This window comes from Pseudoalteromonas rubra (genome assembly GCF_004212645.1).
GTDB lineage: Bacteria > Pseudomonadota > Gammaproteobacteria > Enterobacterales > Alteromonadaceae > Pseudoalteromonas > Pseudoalteromonas rubra_G.
Window position 1 is genome coordinate 132,927 of sequence record NZ_PPUZ01000017.1, and the last position, 16,203, is coordinate 149,129.

Sequence of the window (16,203 nt, forward strand, 5' to 3'; positions counted from 1 at the left end):
ATACTCTATGATAATCAATGCCAAAGAGGCATTTAACCCAGATACGATTGAGCGGTTAGTGCAGCGCGCGCAGCAAGGCGAGCAGGCGGCCTTTGAGCAGCTTTATCAGCAGTGTTATCGCAGGGTTTTTGGATTGTGTTTACGTTTGCTTGCCGATCAGGCCCATGCGGAAGACGCCACGCAGGAAGTGTTTGTTCAACTTTGGCACAAAATTGCCCAGTTTCAGGGGCAGTCAAAATTTACGACCTGGCTTCACAGTGTGACATCCAATGTGGCGCTCAGCTATTTACGTAAGCAAAAAAACTGGCTGCAAAAAGTCGTGAGCCTCGAGGACAGTGGCATGGAGCAAGCCGAAATAATGCAATGTCAGTCACTCAATGGACTCGATAAGCTGATCTTACGTTTACCAGAGCGTGCACGTCTGGTGTTTGTTCTGCATGCGGTAGAAGGGTATCGCCATGAAGAAGTGGCAGGTATGTTGAATATGGCGGTGGGCTCAAGTAAGTCACAGTTTCACCGAGCCAGGAAATTGTTACAGGAGTGGTATGACAATGAGTAAACCAACATTCGAGCAGTTTCTGAAACAACAGCTGCCGCGGCAACAAGATCAGGATCAATTACCAGAGCCGCAAAGAGACTTATGGCAGGGCATTGAGAACGCCATCAATATGCCAGACTCGGTGTCGCGTACTCGCAGTCCGTGGATAAAGTTGGCAGGCGTCGCTGCCTGTGTGTCGGCTGGATTGCTGAGTTGGCAGGTGATTATGACTCAGCCGAAACAAGACACAATGGCACATATGAGCGCTTTTTTTGAGCAGGAAAAACAGACGCTACTGGTCAAGTACGAAGCACAACCTGCGCTGACCAAAGACTGGCAGAGACCATTACAGGAATTAGAAGAAGCAGAGCAGGCCATTAAGCTGGCACTGATGAAGGACCCGGACAATGCGGCTCTGCTCAAAATGCTGGCACAGGTTTACCAGCAGCAGTTAGATTTAATCACTAAGGTACATCAGCCCCAGTGGCAACAGATTTAGGAGAGAAGCATGAAAGCAATCATAGTAGGACTGGCCGCGCTGCCACTGTTTGCCCTGGCAGGTGACAAAATTGATGAGCAGATCAAGGTGCCGCTGGATGGCAAAGTGGTCATTGAAAACCAGCGAGGCAAGGTCACCATTAAATCATGGGATAAGCCAAGCTTTAAGGTCAGCGGAGAACTCGATGAACTGGCCGAAGGGTACACGCTGGAAACGCAGGGCAATGTGACCGAATTTATCGTCAAAATGCCGCGCCGCACCAAGAGCTGGAACAACCAGCGAGATGGCTCACGGCTCACCATTTATATGCCTAAGCAAAGTGAACTTGACTTTGAAGGCGTGAGTGTCGATGTGAATGTCAGTGATTTCAGTGCCGGGGTGGCGGTAACCACAGTCAATGGAGACATTGAGGCGACCCAGCTCAGTGGAAAAATTGAACTGGAAACCGTGAACGGCGACATTGAAGGCAAAGAGTTATCGGGCAATATTCGCTATGAAACGGTCAATGGGGATATTGAAGACATGGCGTCCAGTGGCAAGCTGCGCTTTAACGCCGTAAATGGCGGCATTGAAAGCATGACTCAGGCCAATGATATTCGGGTTGAAAACGTCAATGGCGAAGTAGACTTTGATATTGCCAGCCTGAAAGACTTACGTATGAGTACCGTCAATGGCGAGATCAACGTACGTCTCAGAGCGCTGGAGAAAGGGGCCAACGTCCGCTTTGAGTCCGTCAGTGGCGACGTCGACTTTTACTTCCCGGCTGAGCTGTCTGCACGCTTTGACATTGACGCCCATGCTGGCGGGCGGATCATCAACGAGCTGTCTGCAGACAAAGAGAAAAAAGCCAAATATGGTCCATCTCGGGAGCTGGAATTTGTCATCAAAGACGGCGACGTGGATGTGGAGATAGACACCGTCAGCGGACGCGTCACTTTAAAGAAACTGTAATTCGGGTCGGGGCGCTGCGTATGCGCGCCCCAATGAGGGCATTCAGCTCATAATCAAGATTCATTTCCACCCCAATTGCGTATACAATAACAGGTCCGTCCCTTAGTGTTTGTAGTGATATGGCGAAACCTGATCAACAAGTCGATACCCTGAAAGTTCCCCCCCATTCCATCGAGGCTGAGCAGTCTGTGCTTGGCGGACTCATGCTTGATAACCAGGCGTTTGACAGAGTGGCAGAGCTGGTCGTCGCGCAGGATTTTTATACCCGCACTCATAAGCTGATATTTGAGGCTATGACCAAACTGGTCGAAGCCAGTCAGCCGATTGACCTTATCACTATTTCAGAAAACCTGGAGAAGAACAACCAGCTGGACACCGTAGGTGGCTTTGCTTATCTGGCTGAGATTGCGAAAAACACCCCCAGTGCGGCGAACATAGACGCCTATGCCAGCATTGTCCGCGAGCGTGCGGTGGTCCGTGAAATGATCACCGTTGCCAATGAAATCGCTGAGGCGGGTTTTAACCCGGAAGGACGCGACAGTCACGAATTGCTGGACCTGGCGGAAAGTAAGGTTTTCAAAATCGCTGAGCAGCGTACCAAGAGTACCGAAGGTCCGCAGAGCATTCACAGCATTCTCGAAAAAACCGTCGATAAAATCGAAGAGCTCTACCAGTCGCCGCAGGACGGTGTAACCGGGGTAAGCACGGGCTATTCCGACCTAGACCAAATGACTGCAGGCCTGCAACCGTCAGACCTGATCATCGTTGCGGCACGTCCGTCGATGGGTAAAACCACCTTTGCGATGAACCTGGCCGAGCATGCGGCGATGACACAAGATAAGCCGGTGCTTATCTACTCACTGGAGATGCCCTCAGAGCAGATCATGATGAGGATGCTGGCTTCACTGGGCCGGATCAACCAGACCAAAGTACGGACCGGTCAATTGGACGATGATGACTGGGCGCGTTTGTCTTCAACCATGGGCCTGCTGATGGAAAAGGGCCAAATGTATATTGATGATGCCTCGGGCCTGACACCGACCGACGTGCGCTCGAGAGCGCGGCGGATCGCGCGGGATCACGGCGGGATCAGCATGATCATGGTGGATTATTTGCAGCTGATGCGCGTACCCAGTTTATCGGACAACCGGACCTTAGAAATCGCCGAGATATCTCGTTCACTTAAGGCGCTGGCAAAAGAACTGCAGTGTCCGGTGATAGCCCTGTCGCAGCTTAACCGTACACTGGAACAACGGGCGGACAAGCGACCGGTTAACTCGGACTTACGTGAATCGGGGTCTATCGAGCAGGATGCCGACTTAATCATGTTTATCTACCGGGATGAAGTGTATAACGACGACAGCCCGGATAAAGGCGTTGCAGAAATTATTATCGGTAAACAGCGTAATGGTCCAATTGGTAAGGTTAGGTTAACCTTCCAGGGGCAATTCTCTCGGTTCGACAATTATGCCGGTCCTGCTGTGGATGACGAATACTAAGGTATTTGTCCTTTGTGACTGACTCGGCAGCCTGAATTAGGAGTAAGTATGCGCCTGGCAACCGCCGAAATTAATCTTGCGGCATTAAGCTATAATTTAAAACGGATCAAGGCACTGGCACCCGGTGCCCGGGTAATGGCCGTGCTCAAGGCCAATGCCTATGGCCATGGTCTGGTCAAGATTGCGCAGCGTCTTAATGATGCAGACGCCTTTGCGGTTGCTCGCATTGATGAAGCGCTGGCACTGCGCGCCGGTGGCCTCACTAAGCCCATCGTGTTGCTCGAAGGTTTTTTTGACCGCGCAGACTTACCCATTCTCATCGCCAACAACTTTGAAACCATCATTCATGATGAAAACCAGCTGCGAGCCATCGAAACCAGTCAGCTGGATGCGCGTTTATCGGTGTGGCTAAAGGTTGATACAGGCATGCACAGACTGGGGATTGAGCCGGAACAGTTTGAGGCTTTTTATCAGCGCCTTAAAGGCTCTGACAATGTCGACCCTAAAATTAAGCTGATGACCCACTTTTCCTGTGCCGATGACAAGAACAGCCCCCAAACACGCGAGCAAATTGAGACGTTTGAGCGCCTGGTAGCGGATAAACCCGAAGCCAGATGCCTGGCCAATTCGGCAGGCGTGCTTGGTTGGCCGCAGTCTCATGGTGACTGGATCCGTCCAGGTTTGATGATGTATGGTGTCTCGCCCATGCTCAATCGGGTAGGCCCTGAGCATGGTCTGAAGCCGGTAATGCGGCTGACGACCCGTGTGATTGCCATCAAGACAATCGCTGCGGGCGAAAAAGTGGGGTATGGCGGGCGCTGGCAGAGCCAGCAGAAAACGCAACTTGCTGTGGTCGCCATGGGCTATGGAGATGGTTACCCGCGTAATGCACGCAATGGCACCCCTGTGGTGATCAGAGATAAACGCTATGGCATTGTCGGGGCTGTGTCTATGGATATGATCACGGTCGACATCGGCACTAATCCGGATGGGATTGCAGTGGGCGATCAGGTTGAGATGTGGGGACCTGCGCTACCCGTGGAAGAGGTGGCTGCCTGTGCAGGCACCATTCCCTATGAATTACTTTGTAACGTGACACCCAGAGTCAGTTACGAGTACCTTGCGCCATCGGACTAGTCGCGGCTCACTCCAACAATTGACCATGCAGGGTTGCAACGATAGAACGACTACCGGCATGGTCTCTGTGTTCGCCAAGGTAGATCCCCTGCCAGGTTCCTAATTGCAGGCGACCCTGACTGACTGGAATGGTGACTTCACAGCCCAGTGTGCTGGATTTGATATGGGCTGGCATGTCATCGTCACCTTCATAGTCATGCCGATAATAACTTTGCCGCTCCGGCACAAAATGATTAAAGTGACTTTCCATATCCATACGCACGGTTGGATCGGCGTTTTCATTGAGGGTGAGACTGGCAGAAGTATGCTGAATAAACAAATGCAGCAAGCCCACTTTGTAGTAACTCAGCTGGGGCAGCTGAGTCAGTACCTCATCATCAATCAAATGAAAGCCGCGTTGACGCGGCCTGAGTGTGATATGTGTTTGATGCCAGCTCATAGCTTGTCGAAGCTCACCTCTATGTTGGCGTTCCCGTCGGCTGAGGTGAAGGGCATGATGATTTTGGGGCCATCACACTTATGGGTGATTGTATGACCCGGGCCAGATACCACTATGGGTGTAGCCATATCAAACTCATAGCCTTTTTCGCCCAGCAAGTTTTTTGCACCACCTGTGACCATGTTAGTAATTTCACCAACCATGTCAGTGACTTCTTCATTGATTTTGTCTGGGCGTTCACCCAGCATTCTTTCCATAATGGTCAGTGCCAGGCCTTCATCAAAGCTGATAGAAAAGGAGCCTTTGGTCTGCGGGCCGACCATGCCAATCAATCCGGACACATCACCACATGCCACCTCATCTTTCTTAATCTTTGGCTTGCCTGGCGTTAATTCGGTTTGTGCCATGGTGGCCAGTACATTCATCAGTGATGATAAAAAAGGGTTGATGAATTCTACATTCATATGATTCTTCCCTAGGTTCCTACGTTGTAACGGACGCTGATTTAAGTGTAGTGGGCTTTTTACTATGCTGCACTACTCATTGCATTTTCCACACCGCCCGTGTGCTTCAATCGTTTGTGCTTTAACAAGAAAGCCATGCTCTGCAGCCAGGTTATTCAGTTCATGTGAAATGGCATTGGAATGTAGCTCTTGTACGTGACCACAGGAATCACAGATCAAAAGTTGCACAGGGTGAATACAGTCGAAGTGATGGCACAGCATAAATGCATTTGTGCTTTCAATCTTATGAATAAACCCGAGCTCTGAGAGAAAATCCAGTGCGCGGTACACGGTTGCAGGCTTTGCGCTGGACTCGGTTAGTTTGAGCTCTTCTAACAGATCATAGGCGCCTACACCACCTTGTTTGGCAGCGAGTAAGCGAAATACTTTCTCTCGGATAGGGGTAAAACGGGCACCCCGGTTGTCACAAACTTGCTTAGCTTTACTTACCAGTTGTTCTATATTCATGTTCTAAATCCTTACACTGCCATGCAATACTAACATATTCTTTTTAATAGTCTTGTATCGACAGGGATTTATTCATTATATTCTCCGCACGAGAAAAGTTGTGTTCAAGCCAATCCTGAAATGCGGCTTGGGGCATAGGCTGGCCTATCAGGTAGCCCTGTCCGATGTTACAGTTAAACTCCACCAGTCGACTGAGCTGTTCGTGATCTTCTATGCCCTCGGCGATCACTTTGAGTCCCATGCCGTGTGCCATGGTGATGATATTTTTGACCAGATAAGCCGACTCACTGCCAGTGTGCATATCCGCAATGAAGCTTTGATCTATTTTGAGTACGTCAAACGGATACTGACGCAGGTAGTTTAACGACGAATAGCCGGTGCCAAAGTCGTCCATGGAGATCAACACGCCCATTTTTTGCAGTGTATCTAAGGTAGCTTTAATGGTGCTGTCACCGCTTAGCAGCAGGCCTTCGGTGATCTCCAGCTCCAGTGTGCCAGGCTGCAATTCGCAGTTGGCTATCAGGTGCTCGACATGGCTCAGCAGCTGTGGGTCATAAAACTGGCGGGGCGACAGGTTAACTGCCAGCCGCAGTGAGGCATTAAAGCGTGCGTGGAACTGCTGCAAGGCACTGGCTGCTGAGTTCAATACGAACTTACCCAAGTCGATAATAAACCCCGTTTGTTCTGCCAGTGGAATAAACTCAGCCGGAGAGATGGGGCCTAACTTTTCGCTATGCCAGCGTAGTAGAGCCTCTGCGCCCACTACTTTGCGTGCCTGAAGGTCCAGTTGGGGCTGGTAGTAGACCTCAAACTCGCCGCGTTCAAGTGCGCCTTGCATGTTTTCTTCAAGCAGCAAGCGCCGCTGCAGGGTATTACTCATGTTTTCGGTAAACAAACAGTAGGTATTGCGCCCCTGTTGTTTGGCATTGTACATGGCTGAGTCGGCCTTTCTCAGCAGATCGTTGGGCGTATCAGCGTCTTGTGGGAAAATGGCAATACCCAGGCTCAGCGAAATATTGAAGGCGCGACCGTCTATGTTAAACGGGGCATGAAAGAGTTTAACCAGTTTTGCTGCAATAGGATGGATATCGGCGCTGGTTTTCAAATCGCCCAACAGTATAATGAACTCATCGCCACCGAGGCGTGCAACAGTATCTTTCTCCCGTAATGCCGATTGCAGTCGCTTTGCTGAGTGGACCAGGACTTTATCGCCCACCTCATGGCCCATTGAGTCATTCACTTTTTTAAAGTCATCCAGATCGATAAACCCAACACCGACCAGCGACTTGTCCCGCTTGGCATCGTGGATCAGCTGCTGGAGGCGGTCGAGCACCAAAAAGCGATTAGGCAAGTCTGTGAGCGTGTCGTAAAAAGCATGGTGCAGTATGATTTCTTCCTGACGCTTTTTATCCGTGATGTTGCGCACAGCAATGACCAGAGCATCGGAGTCGGGCAGGGCACTGAGCCGGGCTTCAAAGTGGCGTTTACCGTTCTCAAACGGTAATGAGTACTCCAGTTGTGTCAATTGTCCCGGTTTCTCAATGCCCTGGATCGCACGGGTAAAGTGACGCGAGGTAGGAGCTGGCAGGAACTCCTCGATTTTATGTCCCAAAAATTGGGCTTCAGGCACGTATAAATCGTCGGTCTGTCCGCTGTGATACTCTAAAATGGTGCCCTGCTTATCTATGATAAAAAACAGGTCTGGCAAAGCCGAGAAAATGCCCTCCAGGATGGCTGTTTTACGCCTGGCTTCGGTCTCTGCTTGCTGTGTTTTTTGCCAGCCTGTTTGCAGGCTGTTGGCCATCTCATTGAGGTTTTCAGCCAGGTGTTTAAACTCTCCTGCCCCTCTAATTTCAAGCGTTTTACTGAAATCAAAGCGGCTCAGCCGCTCACTGAGTTCAACCAGTAGTGATACCGGGCGATGAATAAACCATCGGGTGAAATACACCACAAGCCCAGTTAGCAAGGCCGCAATGGCCAGAATAGATAAGGTTTTCATCCGTGTGTATTCCAGCAGTTGTTGTGCCTGAGAGGCAATAGAATACTCGGCATAGATGAGCGCAGGCAGTGGCGTGTCTGCGGGCACTGTACCTTGTTGCTCATAAGTACTGTAGGCCTGGTACAAATGTTTGTGTTGAATATATTCCACCACCAGGTAAGGAGGACTGAGCTGGTGGGTAAAAATCTCAGGCTTGAGTTTTAAAGGCGTGTCCGCGTAGTGTTGGCCCTCAAAGTCTGGTGTACTGCTATATAACACCATGCCTTGCATATCGATGAGGGCCAGTTGCGTATACTGCTGACCCTGCTGGTAAGCAATCAGGGTGCTTCGTATTTCATCCTGATCATTATGAGCCAGGTGATACTGCATGGTGAGGTTTAGTGTGGAGAGATCGCGCTTTAGTGTGGCGTCTGTGACCGCAAGCAGGCTTTCCCGCTGAGCATCGTAATGTACCTGCACTAAGCTCACCGACAGCAGAGCGGCAAATAAAAAAGCACTGAGTGTAAGCCACAGCTTGAGGTCAATGGAGTACAGTTTGGTCACTCGGCTATCTCTCTTTTTGGTTATCACATGGCCCTGTGATTGAGCAGTTGACTCTGTCTGTCCTTTATCAAGACTCGGACCCCGCGTAAAAAGCGTTCTATTAATAAGTGTAGCTGAAATGGACTGATTGCTCGTTGTTATCTCAGATTAAGCAGAAAAAGAGGGGCGTTTGGTTAGGTGAAAGAAAAGAAGGTGACCAAATGCTTGAGAGAAGCTGGTAAAAGCCGACGCTGAGTTTACCCGGAAAGTCACCGGATTTGCCATTGGCGGTATTCCTCCTATCGGACACCTTACTCAGCCTGTCACTTATATTGATGAAGATCTGCTGCAGTACGAGATCTTATGGACTGCTGCTGGCACATCACATGCTGTATTTTCGTTACCCGCAGATAAGCTGGTTGCTCTAACCCAGGGAGCGGTGGTAACAGTGAAAGCTTGATAGCTGTGTGGCGTTAGCCGGTAAACAATTGCAGCGTGATCTTTACTTCGTCAGACTCAAACTCGGCAACGCCCTCATAGCCTTCGATATTGTAATTAAAGCTGAAAAAGCGGCGTAGCCACAGATCATCTTTATTTTCTTTTAACACATCGATGGAAATATCCATCAGGCTCTCGGCCACATTCATGCCCACCGCATAAAGCGGGTTCGCTGCGGCGGCTGCCACAGTGCGAGTCAGCTCACCAAACGCCGTGGTTTTTCGAACCTGGGCCATCAGCTTGGCCGTGCTGCGAATATCACTGTCATCTTCCAGTACGGCAATATGGGCATCAAGAAAACGCGGGATCTGTCCGGCGCGGTTACGATAAATGGTGTAACCCGCAGGACCAAAACTAATGGTGCCGCCCTCGCTGACCGGCATCACGTTTAGCTCCATATTAAATGCATGATCCGCTACGCCATCACTGACCGCACTGAATACTTTGATCTCAAACTTACTTTCACTGAGTAGCTTGTCGACCAGGCCCATCGATTTTACATGAATTGACATAATACGTAGTTCGACATCGGTAAACATTTGATTAGGCATGATATAAATCCTTTGATATGCGAGAGTTCAGGATACTTTGAACTGGGTTAGGGCGCTATGGTTTTTTCTTTCTGGAGTATTCGATTTGACAATAAGCCAGTTGTTTAGTGATAGAGCAGAGGAAATGAAACGTATTAGTGGGGAAGAAAATGGTGGCCCCACCTGGACTTGAACCAGGGACCTACCGATTATGAGTCGGGTGCTCTAACCAACTGAGCTATAGGGCCATTTCTAAATTGTAGTGCTCGATAAATTCATCCATGAAGCAAGGTCCTGTCGGCGTCATGCCTCCACCTCAACAAGCTGCGAAGCGGTGCTTCGGTCTTGTTTCGCCCAACTGAGCTATAGGGCCATTTCTAAATTGTAGTGCTCGATAAATTCATCCATGAAGCAAGGTCCTGTCGGCGTCCTGCCTCCACCTCAATAAGCTGCGAAGCGGTGCTTCGGTCTTATTTCGCCCAACTGAGCTATAGGGCCATTTTCAAATTGTAGTGCTCAATAAATTGAGTGTGCTTTTTAACAGAGACCTAAAAAGCGCTGGCAGTATAAAAATTTTTAACAGGCTTGTCACTAGCAAAAGAAGAAAAAGTCGCACATATCTGATTCAATTGCTTAATAAAAAGCCAAACTAGTGTGCTAAGCCTGTTTCTTTATTCGGTTCGTCCGCTTGACATCTGTGCGTTAGATCCAAACATCGTTTTGTGCTGTGAGAGAGCTGTCGGCATCTCCGGTGTTGACGACCCCTTTGGGTTCGATAATGAGCACCTGGCACTCTTGCTCGGCGTAAGGTTTGTGCTCTGCGCCTTTGGGCACAACCAGCATGTCACCTGCTTTGAGATGCTCTGTGCGATCCCGAAAGGCTATGTGCATCTCACCGGATAGCACAATGAACACTTCGTCGGTGTCGGGGTGATCGTGCCAGACAAATTCCCCCTGCAGTTTTACCAGTTTGAACTGATAGTCGTTCATTTCAGCAATGACTTTTGGGCTCCAGTGCTCTGAAAACAGCGCCAGTTTGTCGGCAAAATTAATGGGTGCGTGTGACATAACATTTCCTTATGGTGACGGGCATAAGAGAGAAGCCTTACCCGACTGGATAAGGCTCAAGGATCAGTTGAGTCGTGAGACCACAAAGTAGGGGTTCAGATAAGACTCTTTTTGGTTGTACAGCAGGGGGTTGCCGTCCAGCTGAGTGACAGTTGCCCCGGCGATTTTCGCCACGGCATGTCCGGCGCCGGTATCCCACTCGCTGGTTGGGCCCAGCCGTGGATACACATCGGCAGCACTTTCTGCCACCAGGCAGAGTTTCAGTGAGCTACCTTTTGGCACCATGTTCACATCATCAAATTGTTTGAGATAGTCAGCCAAGTCAGGTGAAGGATGTGAGCGTGAACCCACTACCTGGATAGTGCCCTGATTGTCTTTACGAGTGACTTTCAGCTCAATACGGGCCTCACCACATTCTTTGAAAGCGCCAATGCTATTGGCGGCGAAGTAACTGACGTTCAGCGCGGGCGCATGGACCACGCCCATCACTGGCTCACCGTTTTCAATCAGAGCAATGTTGACCGTGAACTCACCGTTTTTCTTTATAAACTCTTTGGTGCCGTCGATGGGGTCAACCAGCCAGTAGCGCTGCCAGGTTTGGCGTTCCTGCCAGCTGATCTCGGCGCTCTCCTCACTGAGGATAGGCAAATCCGGAGTAAGCGTTTGCAGGCCTGCCGTGATCACCTCATTGGCGGCTAAGTCGGCGTCGGTGACCGGGCTCTTATCGTCTTTATATTCAACGTTAAAGTCTTTGGCATAAATGGTGAGGATCTTGTCTCCGGCGCGTCGGGCCAGATTGACTATCTCCTCCAATAAGTCGGTGTCGTTCATGGTATTTCCTTGGTACTACAGATGAATTATCTCGCGCTGTTGTAGATACGCTACCAGCTGTTGCACCGATTGGTCCAGACTATTTTCACCGGTATTAATACGGATCTCTGGGTTTTGAGGTGGTTCATAGTCTGAGTCTATGCCGGTAAAGTGTTTGATCTCGCCGGCGCGGGCCTTTTTATACAGGCCTTTTGGATCGCGTTGTTCACATACCTCCAGCGGTGTATCCAGGTAAACCTCAATAAACTCGGCGTCTTCAACCAGGTTTCGAACCATATCGCGCTCGGCCTGGAATGGTGAGATAAAGGCGGTCAGTACGATCAGGCCCGCATCGACCATGAGTTTGCTCAGTTCACCCACACGGCGAATGTTCTCAACCCGATCTGCGTCGCTGAATCCGAGATCTTTACACAATCCATGACGTACGTTGTCGCCATCGAGCAGGTAGGTGTGTGCGCCGAGCTGTTGCAGGGCACTTTCCAGCGCATTGGCCACGGTGCTTTTGCCCGAGCCAGAATAGCCGGTAAACCACAGAATAACCGGACGATGGCCCTTTTGTTCGCTGCGATGTGTTTTATTCACGGCATAGTTATGCCAGACAATATTCGTATCCATAATTCCTATCCACTAAAACGGGAAAACCAAGGGGATCAGCGTCAGCACAGTGATCGAGTAAATAATTGAAAGCGGCAGGCCCACGGTCACATAGTCTTTGATCCGGTAATTACCTGCACTGTATACCATCAGATTAGTCTGATAGCCAAAAGGTGAAATAAAGCTGGCCGATGCGCCAAAGGCGACTGCCATCACAAAGGGTAGCGGGTTTACACCAAAACCTATCGCCAGAGCGTATGCAACTGGGAAAGATAGCGCGGCCGCGGCATTATTGGTGATCAACTCTGTGAACACCACAGTCATAACAAAAATGGCGATAAAGGCACCGTAAGGACCAAAGTCGCCCAGCACATAAAACAACGCATCAGAAATCTGTCCGGCTAACCCGGTATCTATCATCAGCTTTGCCAGGCCAATGGCACTGCCCACAATGGCGAGCAGCTCAATAGGGAAACGGCGTTTCATTTCGCTGACTTTGATAGAGCCAAACAGCACTAGCCCCAGTAATAAAACCATCAGGCCTTTGACTAACGGCACAACATCGAAGATACCCAGGCCGAGCACGGTAATAAAGGCCGCCATCACTTTATTCGACTGCGGCTGAGTTAGATGGGTTTGCAGGTCCAGGCCTGAGATATAAACAAATTCGCGTTTCAGGTCGGGCAGCTGATAGAAATCTCCACCAGGGGCAAGGATTAAAGAATCTCCTGCCTGAAGTTTTACCTGGCCCAGGCCGCCGGGCAGGCGATCGTGACCACGACGAATGGCAATCACCGCGGCATGAAACTGTTCGCGAAAGCGGATCTCTTTGAGTGTTTTGCCCAAAAATTTAGACGACTGACTGATCACCACTTCCACCAGGTGCTCGGCGTCTTTTTCGTGCTTGTCATGCACTACCTGCAGGCCGTCGAAGCGACGCAATAAAGGTACCGATTTAATATCGCCAACGAACAACAGGATATCACCCTGCAGGATTTCCTGTTGCGGGGTAACGGCGCAAATACGACGCTCGCCGCGGATGATTTCGGCCAGGAATAAATCACGCAGGTCGCGCAGGCCATTTTCTTCAACTGTACGGCCTATCAGTTTGGAGCCCTCGAGTACTTTCCCTTCCAGATAGAACGGCACGACTTCTTCTTCTTTACGGCCATGGTCGGGTAAAAACTTCAGTAATAAGATGATGGTGATCAGGCCCACACTCAGCGCGCCAATGCCAACCAGGGTAAAATCAAAAAAGCCCAGCGGTGCCATACCTGCTTCGATGGCAAAGCCATTGACGATTAAGTTGGTTGAAGTGCCGATCAAGGTCAGCGTGCCGCCCAAAATCGCCGTGTACGACAGAGGCAATAATAACTTAGAAGGTGAGTGGGTTTTGCTTTCTTTGATGGTACTGATCAAAGACGCAACCACTGCGGTATTGTTGGTAAAAGACGACAAAAAGGCCGTGGATAGTCCCAGCTTCATCACCGAGCGCGCCAGTGAGCCATTGGCCAGCGAGCGGGCCAGATATTGCACTAACGTGGTTTTTTCAATGGCAATAGAGACCAGGATCAGTAAAACCAAGGTGATCAACGACGGGTTCGCATAATTGACCAGCATGGTTTCAAGGTCGATTAACCCGGCCAGGTAGGCGCTGCTGATAGCGCCGACAAATAACCAGGCCGGATTAAGCCGCGTACCAAAAAGACACGCGACCAGCACGAGCATGATGCCTGTTAAGATGATCTGCTCTAGCAGCATAGGTAACTCCCGTTAACAGGCATAAGGCCGTTACTTCAGCTTGCTCAAATCAAGCGCTTGCCAGTGCGGGAAGTGCTTGCGAACTAAGGCATTGAGCTCCAGCTCAAACTCACTGAACTGTTGCTGTTCACTGACTTGCTCATCCAAAATGGCATCAATCATGCCTGCACCCACCGTCAGGTTGCTCAGACGGTCGATCAGGATAAAGGCGCCGGTTTCGTGGTTATCACGATATACATCCGCCGCAATGGTTTCTGTCAGTTCCAGCGTAACAATGGCAATCTCGTTCAGTTGCAGGCTCTCGGCTTCGCCGTGTTCCAGCGTGTTGACGTCAATGGTGTGGTCAATCTGCTTAACGATGGCAGCCGTGCTCTTAGCACCGAGCTTGAAGTTATACGTTTTGCCCAGCACCAGAGGCGCCTCGTGCATCCACACTAGTTTGGCCTGGATCAGGTTAGTTGCTTTAGTCGCAGAGTCTGCCGGGACAATCACATCACCGCGGCTGACATCTACTTCGTCACTCAGGGTGATGGTCAGCGCCTGGCCGGTTTCAGCTTGCTCGAGGTTACCGTCAAACGTGACCAGCTCTTTGATGGTGCTGGTTTTACCCGAAGGCAAAATCTTCACCGCCTGACCCACACTCAGTGCACCTGACGTCAATGTGCCCTGGAAACCACGAAAATCCAGGTTAGGTCGTACGACGTACTGCACCGGGAAGCGCGCTTCAAAGGCACTGTTTGGCTCCGCAGCCGGAGAATCTTCCAGCAGCGCCATCAGTGGCTGATCGGTGTAGTAAGGCGTGTGCTCAGAACGAGTAACGACGTTGTCACCTTTCAAAGCCGAGATGGGCACGAACTTGATGTCATTGACGTCCAGCTGCTCTGCAAACTTGAGGTAGTCCGCTTTGATCTTTTCGAACACGGCTTCATCAAAGTCAACGATGTCCATTTTATTGATGGCCACAACGAATTGCTTGATCCCCAGTGAGTCACAGATAAAACTGTGGCGCTTGGTCTGGATCTGCACACCATAGCGGGCATCCACCAGAATAATGGCCAGATCGCTGGTTGACGCGCCGGTAACCATGTTTCGGGTATACTGCTCGTGCCCTGGGGTGTCCGCGATGATGAACTTACGCTTGGCCGTCGAGAAGTAGCGATAGGCTACGTCAATGGTGATCCCTTGCTCACGCTCTGCCTGCAAACCGTCAACCAGCAAGGCAAGGTCCAGTTCTTCACCGGCATTGCCGACTTTTTCATTGTCTTTGTGCAGCGCTGCCAACTGATCTTCATAGATCTGGTGGCTGTCGTGCAGCAAGCGGCCGATCAGGGTGGATTTACCGTCGTCTACACTGCCGCAAGTCATCATGCGCAACAGGCTCTTGTCCTGCTGGCGTGATAAATAGGTTTCAATCCCCAGTTCTTTTACTTCATTTGCGGTAGACATTAGAAATACCCCTCACGTTTTTTCTTCTCCATTGACCCGGATGAGTCATGGTCGATGACCCGTCCTTCACGCTCGGAAGAGGTCGATAACAACATTTCTTCGATGATCCCGGTCAGGGTGTTCGCCTCAGATTCAACGGCGCCGGTCAGCGGGTAACACCCCAGCGTACGGAAACGCACCGACTTCATCTCGGGTACTTCCCCTTCCGCCAGTGGCATACGCTCGTCATCAACCATGATTAATGTACCATCACGTTCAACCACCGGGCGTTTCTCTGCCAGATACAGCGGCACTATCTCAATGTTTTCCTGGTAGATATATTGCCAGATATCCAGCTCAGTCCAGTTTGACAGCGGGAATACGCGAATACTTTCGCCCGGATTGACCTGACCGTTGTAGGTATTCCACAGCTCAGGACGCTGATTTTTTGGATCCCAGCGGTGGTGTTTATCACGGAATGAATATACACGCTCTTTGGCACGAGACTTCTCTTCATCACGGCGCGCACCACCAAAGGCTGCGTCAAAACCGTATTTGTTCAAAGCCTGCTTTAGACCCTGGGTCTTCATGATGTCGGTGTGCTTGGCCGAGCCGTGCGTGAATGGGCCAACGCCCATTGCCAGGCCTTCCGGGTTTTTATGCACAATCAGGTCAAAGTTGTATTCTTTGGCCAGACGATCACGAAACTCAATCATCTCGCGGAATTTCCAATCCGTATCTACATGTAGCAGAGGGAAAGGGATCTTTGCCGGGAAAAACGCTTTACGTGCTAAGTGAAGGAGTACCGATGAGTCTTTACCGATGGAGTAAAGCATCACTGGGTTTTCAAACTCAGCAGCGACTTCGCGAATAATCTTTATACTTTCAGCCTCAAGTTGCTGAAGGTGAGTTAAAGCCATTGTCGTCGTCCTACTTAATAC

General features: G+C 50.3%; 17 protein-coding genes and 1 tRNA gene. 6 read left to right on the forward strand and 12 right to left on the reverse strand.

The features are described 5' to 3' along the window. The first annotated feature begins 7 nt into the window (after window positions 1–7). The 5 genes from C3B51_RS06580 (at window position 8) to alr (ending at window position 4,624) form a co-directional block, all read left to right on the forward strand. Window positions 8–559, forward strand: a complete 552-nt coding sequence (locus C3B51_RS06580) for an RNA polymerase sigma factor (RefSeq protein ID WP_125720164.1) — start codon at window positions 8–10, stop codon at window positions 557–559. After that, the gene (locus tag C3B51_RS06585) at window positions 552–1,037 is read left to right on the forward strand and encodes a hypothetical protein (protein ID WP_130244540.1); all 486 of its coding nucleotides are present in this window, start codon (window positions 552–554) and stop codon (window positions 1,035–1,037) included. Before C3B51_RS06580 ends, C3B51_RS06585 begins: the two co-directional genes overlap by 8 nt. Window positions 1,038–1,046: 9 nt before the next feature. Then, complete coding sequence (locus C3B51_RS06590; protein WP_130244541.1) at window positions 1,047–1,988, forward strand: DUF4097 family beta strand repeat-containing protein; 942 nt, start codon at window positions 1,047–1,049, stop codon at window positions 1,986–1,988. A 119-nt stretch (window positions 1,989–2,107) separates the two neighbouring features. Next, window positions 2,108–3,487 carry a replicative DNA helicase gene (dnaB, locus tag C3B51_RS06595; protein WP_046004973.1) on the forward strand — a complete coding sequence of 460 codons (1,380 nt, stop codon included), beginning with the start codon at window positions 2,108–2,110 and terminating at the stop codon, window positions 3,485–3,487. 48 nt (window positions 3,488–3,535) lie between these two features. Then, window positions 3,536–4,624 (forward strand): alanine racemase, encoded by a 1,089-nt coding sequence (gene alr / locus C3B51_RS06600; RefSeq protein ID WP_130244542.1) that lies wholly within the window; start codon window positions 3,536–3,538, stop codon window positions 4,622–4,624. Between the two features lie 7 nt (window positions 4,625–4,631). Here alr and C3B51_RS06605 read toward each other — a convergent pair whose 3' ends face one another. The 4 genes from C3B51_RS06605 to C3B51_RS06620 all read right to left on the reverse strand — a co-directional run bounded on the left by C3B51_RS06605 (window position 4,632) and on the right by C3B51_RS06620 (window position 8,576). Continuing rightward, on the reverse strand, window positions 4,632–5,063 hold the full coding sequence (locus C3B51_RS06605) for a secondary thiamine-phosphate synthase enzyme YjbQ (protein WP_046004975.1): 432 nt from the start codon (window positions 5,061–5,063) through the stop codon (window positions 4,632–4,634). After that, window positions 5,060–5,527, reverse strand: a complete 468-nt coding sequence (locus C3B51_RS06610) for a chemotaxis protein CheX (RefSeq protein ID WP_046004976.1) — start codon at window positions 5,525–5,527, stop codon at window positions 5,060–5,062. Before C3B51_RS06610 ends, C3B51_RS06605 begins: the two co-directional genes overlap by 4 nt. A 72-nt stretch (window positions 5,528–5,599) precedes the next feature. After that, complete coding sequence (locus tag C3B51_RS06615) at window positions 5,600–6,034, reverse strand: transcriptional repressor (protein WP_046004977.1); 435 nt, start codon at window positions 6,032–6,034, stop codon at window positions 5,600–5,602. Window positions 6,035–6,077: 43 nt separating this feature from the next. Then, window positions 6,078–8,576 (reverse strand): EAL domain-containing protein, encoded by a 2,499-nt coding sequence (locus C3B51_RS06620; protein ID WP_130244543.1) that lies wholly within the window; start codon window positions 8,574–8,576, stop codon window positions 6,078–6,080. Window positions 8,577–8,847: 271 nt separating this feature from the next. Between C3B51_RS06620 and C3B51_RS06625 the strand changes: the two genes are divergently transcribed. After that, complete coding sequence (locus tag C3B51_RS06625; RefSeq protein ID WP_430929836.1) at window positions 8,848–9,015, forward strand: hypothetical protein; 168 nt, start codon at window positions 8,848–8,850, stop codon at window positions 9,013–9,015. Window positions 9,016–9,028: 13 nt separating this feature from the next. Here C3B51_RS06625 and C3B51_RS06630 read toward each other — a convergent pair whose 3' ends face one another. From C3B51_RS06630 to cysD, 8 genes are all read right to left on the reverse strand, one after another. Then, window positions 9,029–9,604 carry a hypothetical protein gene (locus C3B51_RS06630; RefSeq protein WP_125720154.1) on the reverse strand — a complete coding sequence of 192 codons (576 nt, stop codon included), beginning with the start codon at window positions 9,602–9,604 and terminating at the stop codon, window positions 9,029–9,031. 150 nt (window positions 9,605–9,754) lie between these two features. Beyond that, window positions 9,755–9,831, reverse strand: a tRNA-Ile gene (locus C3B51_RS06635). A 454-nt stretch (window positions 9,832–10,285) separates the two neighbouring features. Continuing rightward, window positions 10,286–10,651 carry a cupin domain-containing protein gene (locus C3B51_RS06640; RefSeq protein ID WP_130244544.1) on the reverse strand — a complete coding sequence of 122 codons (366 nt, stop codon included), beginning with the start codon at window positions 10,649–10,651 and terminating at the stop codon, window positions 10,286–10,288. A 63-nt stretch (window positions 10,652–10,714) separates the two neighbouring features. Beyond that, on the reverse strand, window positions 10,715–11,482 hold the full coding sequence (gene cysQ / locus C3B51_RS06645; RefSeq protein ID WP_130244545.1) for a 3'(2'),5'-bisphosphate nucleotidase CysQ: 768 nt from the start codon (window positions 11,480–11,482) through the stop codon (window positions 10,715–10,717). A 15-nt stretch (window positions 11,483–11,497) separates the two neighbouring features. Next, window positions 11,498–12,097 carry an adenylyl-sulfate kinase gene (gene cysC, locus C3B51_RS06650; protein WP_046003838.1) on the reverse strand — a complete coding sequence of 200 codons (600 nt, stop codon included), beginning with the start codon at window positions 12,095–12,097 and terminating at the stop codon, window positions 11,498–11,500. Between the two features lie 12 nt (window positions 12,098–12,109). Further along, window positions 12,110–13,834 (reverse strand): SLC13 family permease, encoded by a 1,725-nt coding sequence (locus C3B51_RS06655; RefSeq protein WP_125720330.1) that lies wholly within the window; start codon window positions 13,832–13,834, stop codon window positions 12,110–12,112. A gap of 33 nt (window positions 13,835–13,867) precedes the next feature. Continuing rightward, the gene (gene cysN, locus C3B51_RS06660; protein WP_130244546.1) at window positions 13,868–15,283 is read right to left on the reverse strand and encodes a sulfate adenylyltransferase subunit CysN; all 1,416 of its coding nucleotides are present in this window, start codon (window positions 15,281–15,283) and stop codon (window positions 13,868–13,870) included. Further along, window positions 15,283–16,182 (reverse strand): sulfate adenylyltransferase subunit CysD, encoded by a 900-nt coding sequence (gene cysD, locus C3B51_RS06665; RefSeq protein WP_046003841.1) that lies wholly within the window; start codon window positions 16,180–16,182, stop codon window positions 15,283–15,285. The genes cysN and cysD overlap by 1 nt, the downstream gene beginning before the upstream one ends. Window positions 16,183–16,203 lie beyond the last annotated feature (21 nt).

Excerpts from the sequence above, each read along its gene's own strand:
- C3B51_RS06580 (WP_125720164.1), top strand. The coding sequence starts at position 8 with ATGATAATCAATGCCAAAGAGGCATTTAACCCAGATACGATTGAGCGG.
- C3B51_RS06585 (WP_130244540.1), top strand. The coding sequence starts at position 552 with ATGAGTAAACCAACATTCGAGCAGTTTCTGAAACAACAGCTGCCGCGG.
- C3B51_RS06590 (WP_130244541.1), top strand. The coding sequence starts at position 1,047 with ATGAAAGCAATCATAGTAGGACTGGCCGCGCTGCCACTGTTTGCCCTG.
- dnaB (WP_046004973.1), top strand. The coding sequence starts at position 2,108 with ATGGCGAAACCTGATCAACAAGTCGATACCCTGAAAGTTCCCCCCCAT.
- alr (WP_130244542.1), top strand. The coding sequence starts at position 3,536 with ATGCGCCTGGCAACCGCCGAAATTAATCTTGCGGCATTAAGCTATAAT.
- C3B51_RS06605 (WP_046004975.1), bottom strand. The coding sequence starts at position 5,063 with ATGAGCTGGCATCAAACACATATCACACTCAGGCCGCGTCAACGCGGC.
- C3B51_RS06610 (WP_046004976.1), bottom strand. The coding sequence starts at position 5,527 with ATGAATGTAGAATTCATCAACCCTTTTTTATCATCACTGATGAATGTA.
- C3B51_RS06615 (WP_046004977.1), bottom strand. The coding sequence starts at position 6,034 with ATGAATATAGAACAACTGGTAAGTAAAGCTAAGCAAGTTTGTGACAAC.
- C3B51_RS06630 (WP_125720154.1), bottom strand. The coding sequence starts at position 9,604 with ATGCCTAATCAAATGTTTACCGATGTCGAACTACGTATTATGTCAATT.
- C3B51_RS06640 (WP_130244544.1), bottom strand. The coding sequence starts at position 10,651 with ATGTCACACGCACCCATTAATTTTGCCGACAAACTGGCGCTGTTTTCA.
- cysQ (WP_130244545.1), bottom strand. The coding sequence starts at position 11,482 with ATGAACGACACCGACTTATTGGAGGAGATAGTCAATCTGGCCCGACGC.
- cysC (WP_046003838.1), bottom strand. The coding sequence starts at position 12,097 with ATGGATACGAATATTGTCTGGCATAACTATGCCGTGAATAAAACACAT.
- cysN (WP_130244546.1), bottom strand. The coding sequence starts at position 15,283 with ATGTCTACCGCAAATGAAGTAAAAGAACTGGGGATTGAAACCTATTTA.
- cysD (WP_046003841.1), bottom strand. The coding sequence starts at position 16,182 with ATGGCTTTAACTCACCTTCAGCAACTTGAGGCTGAAAGTATAAAGATT.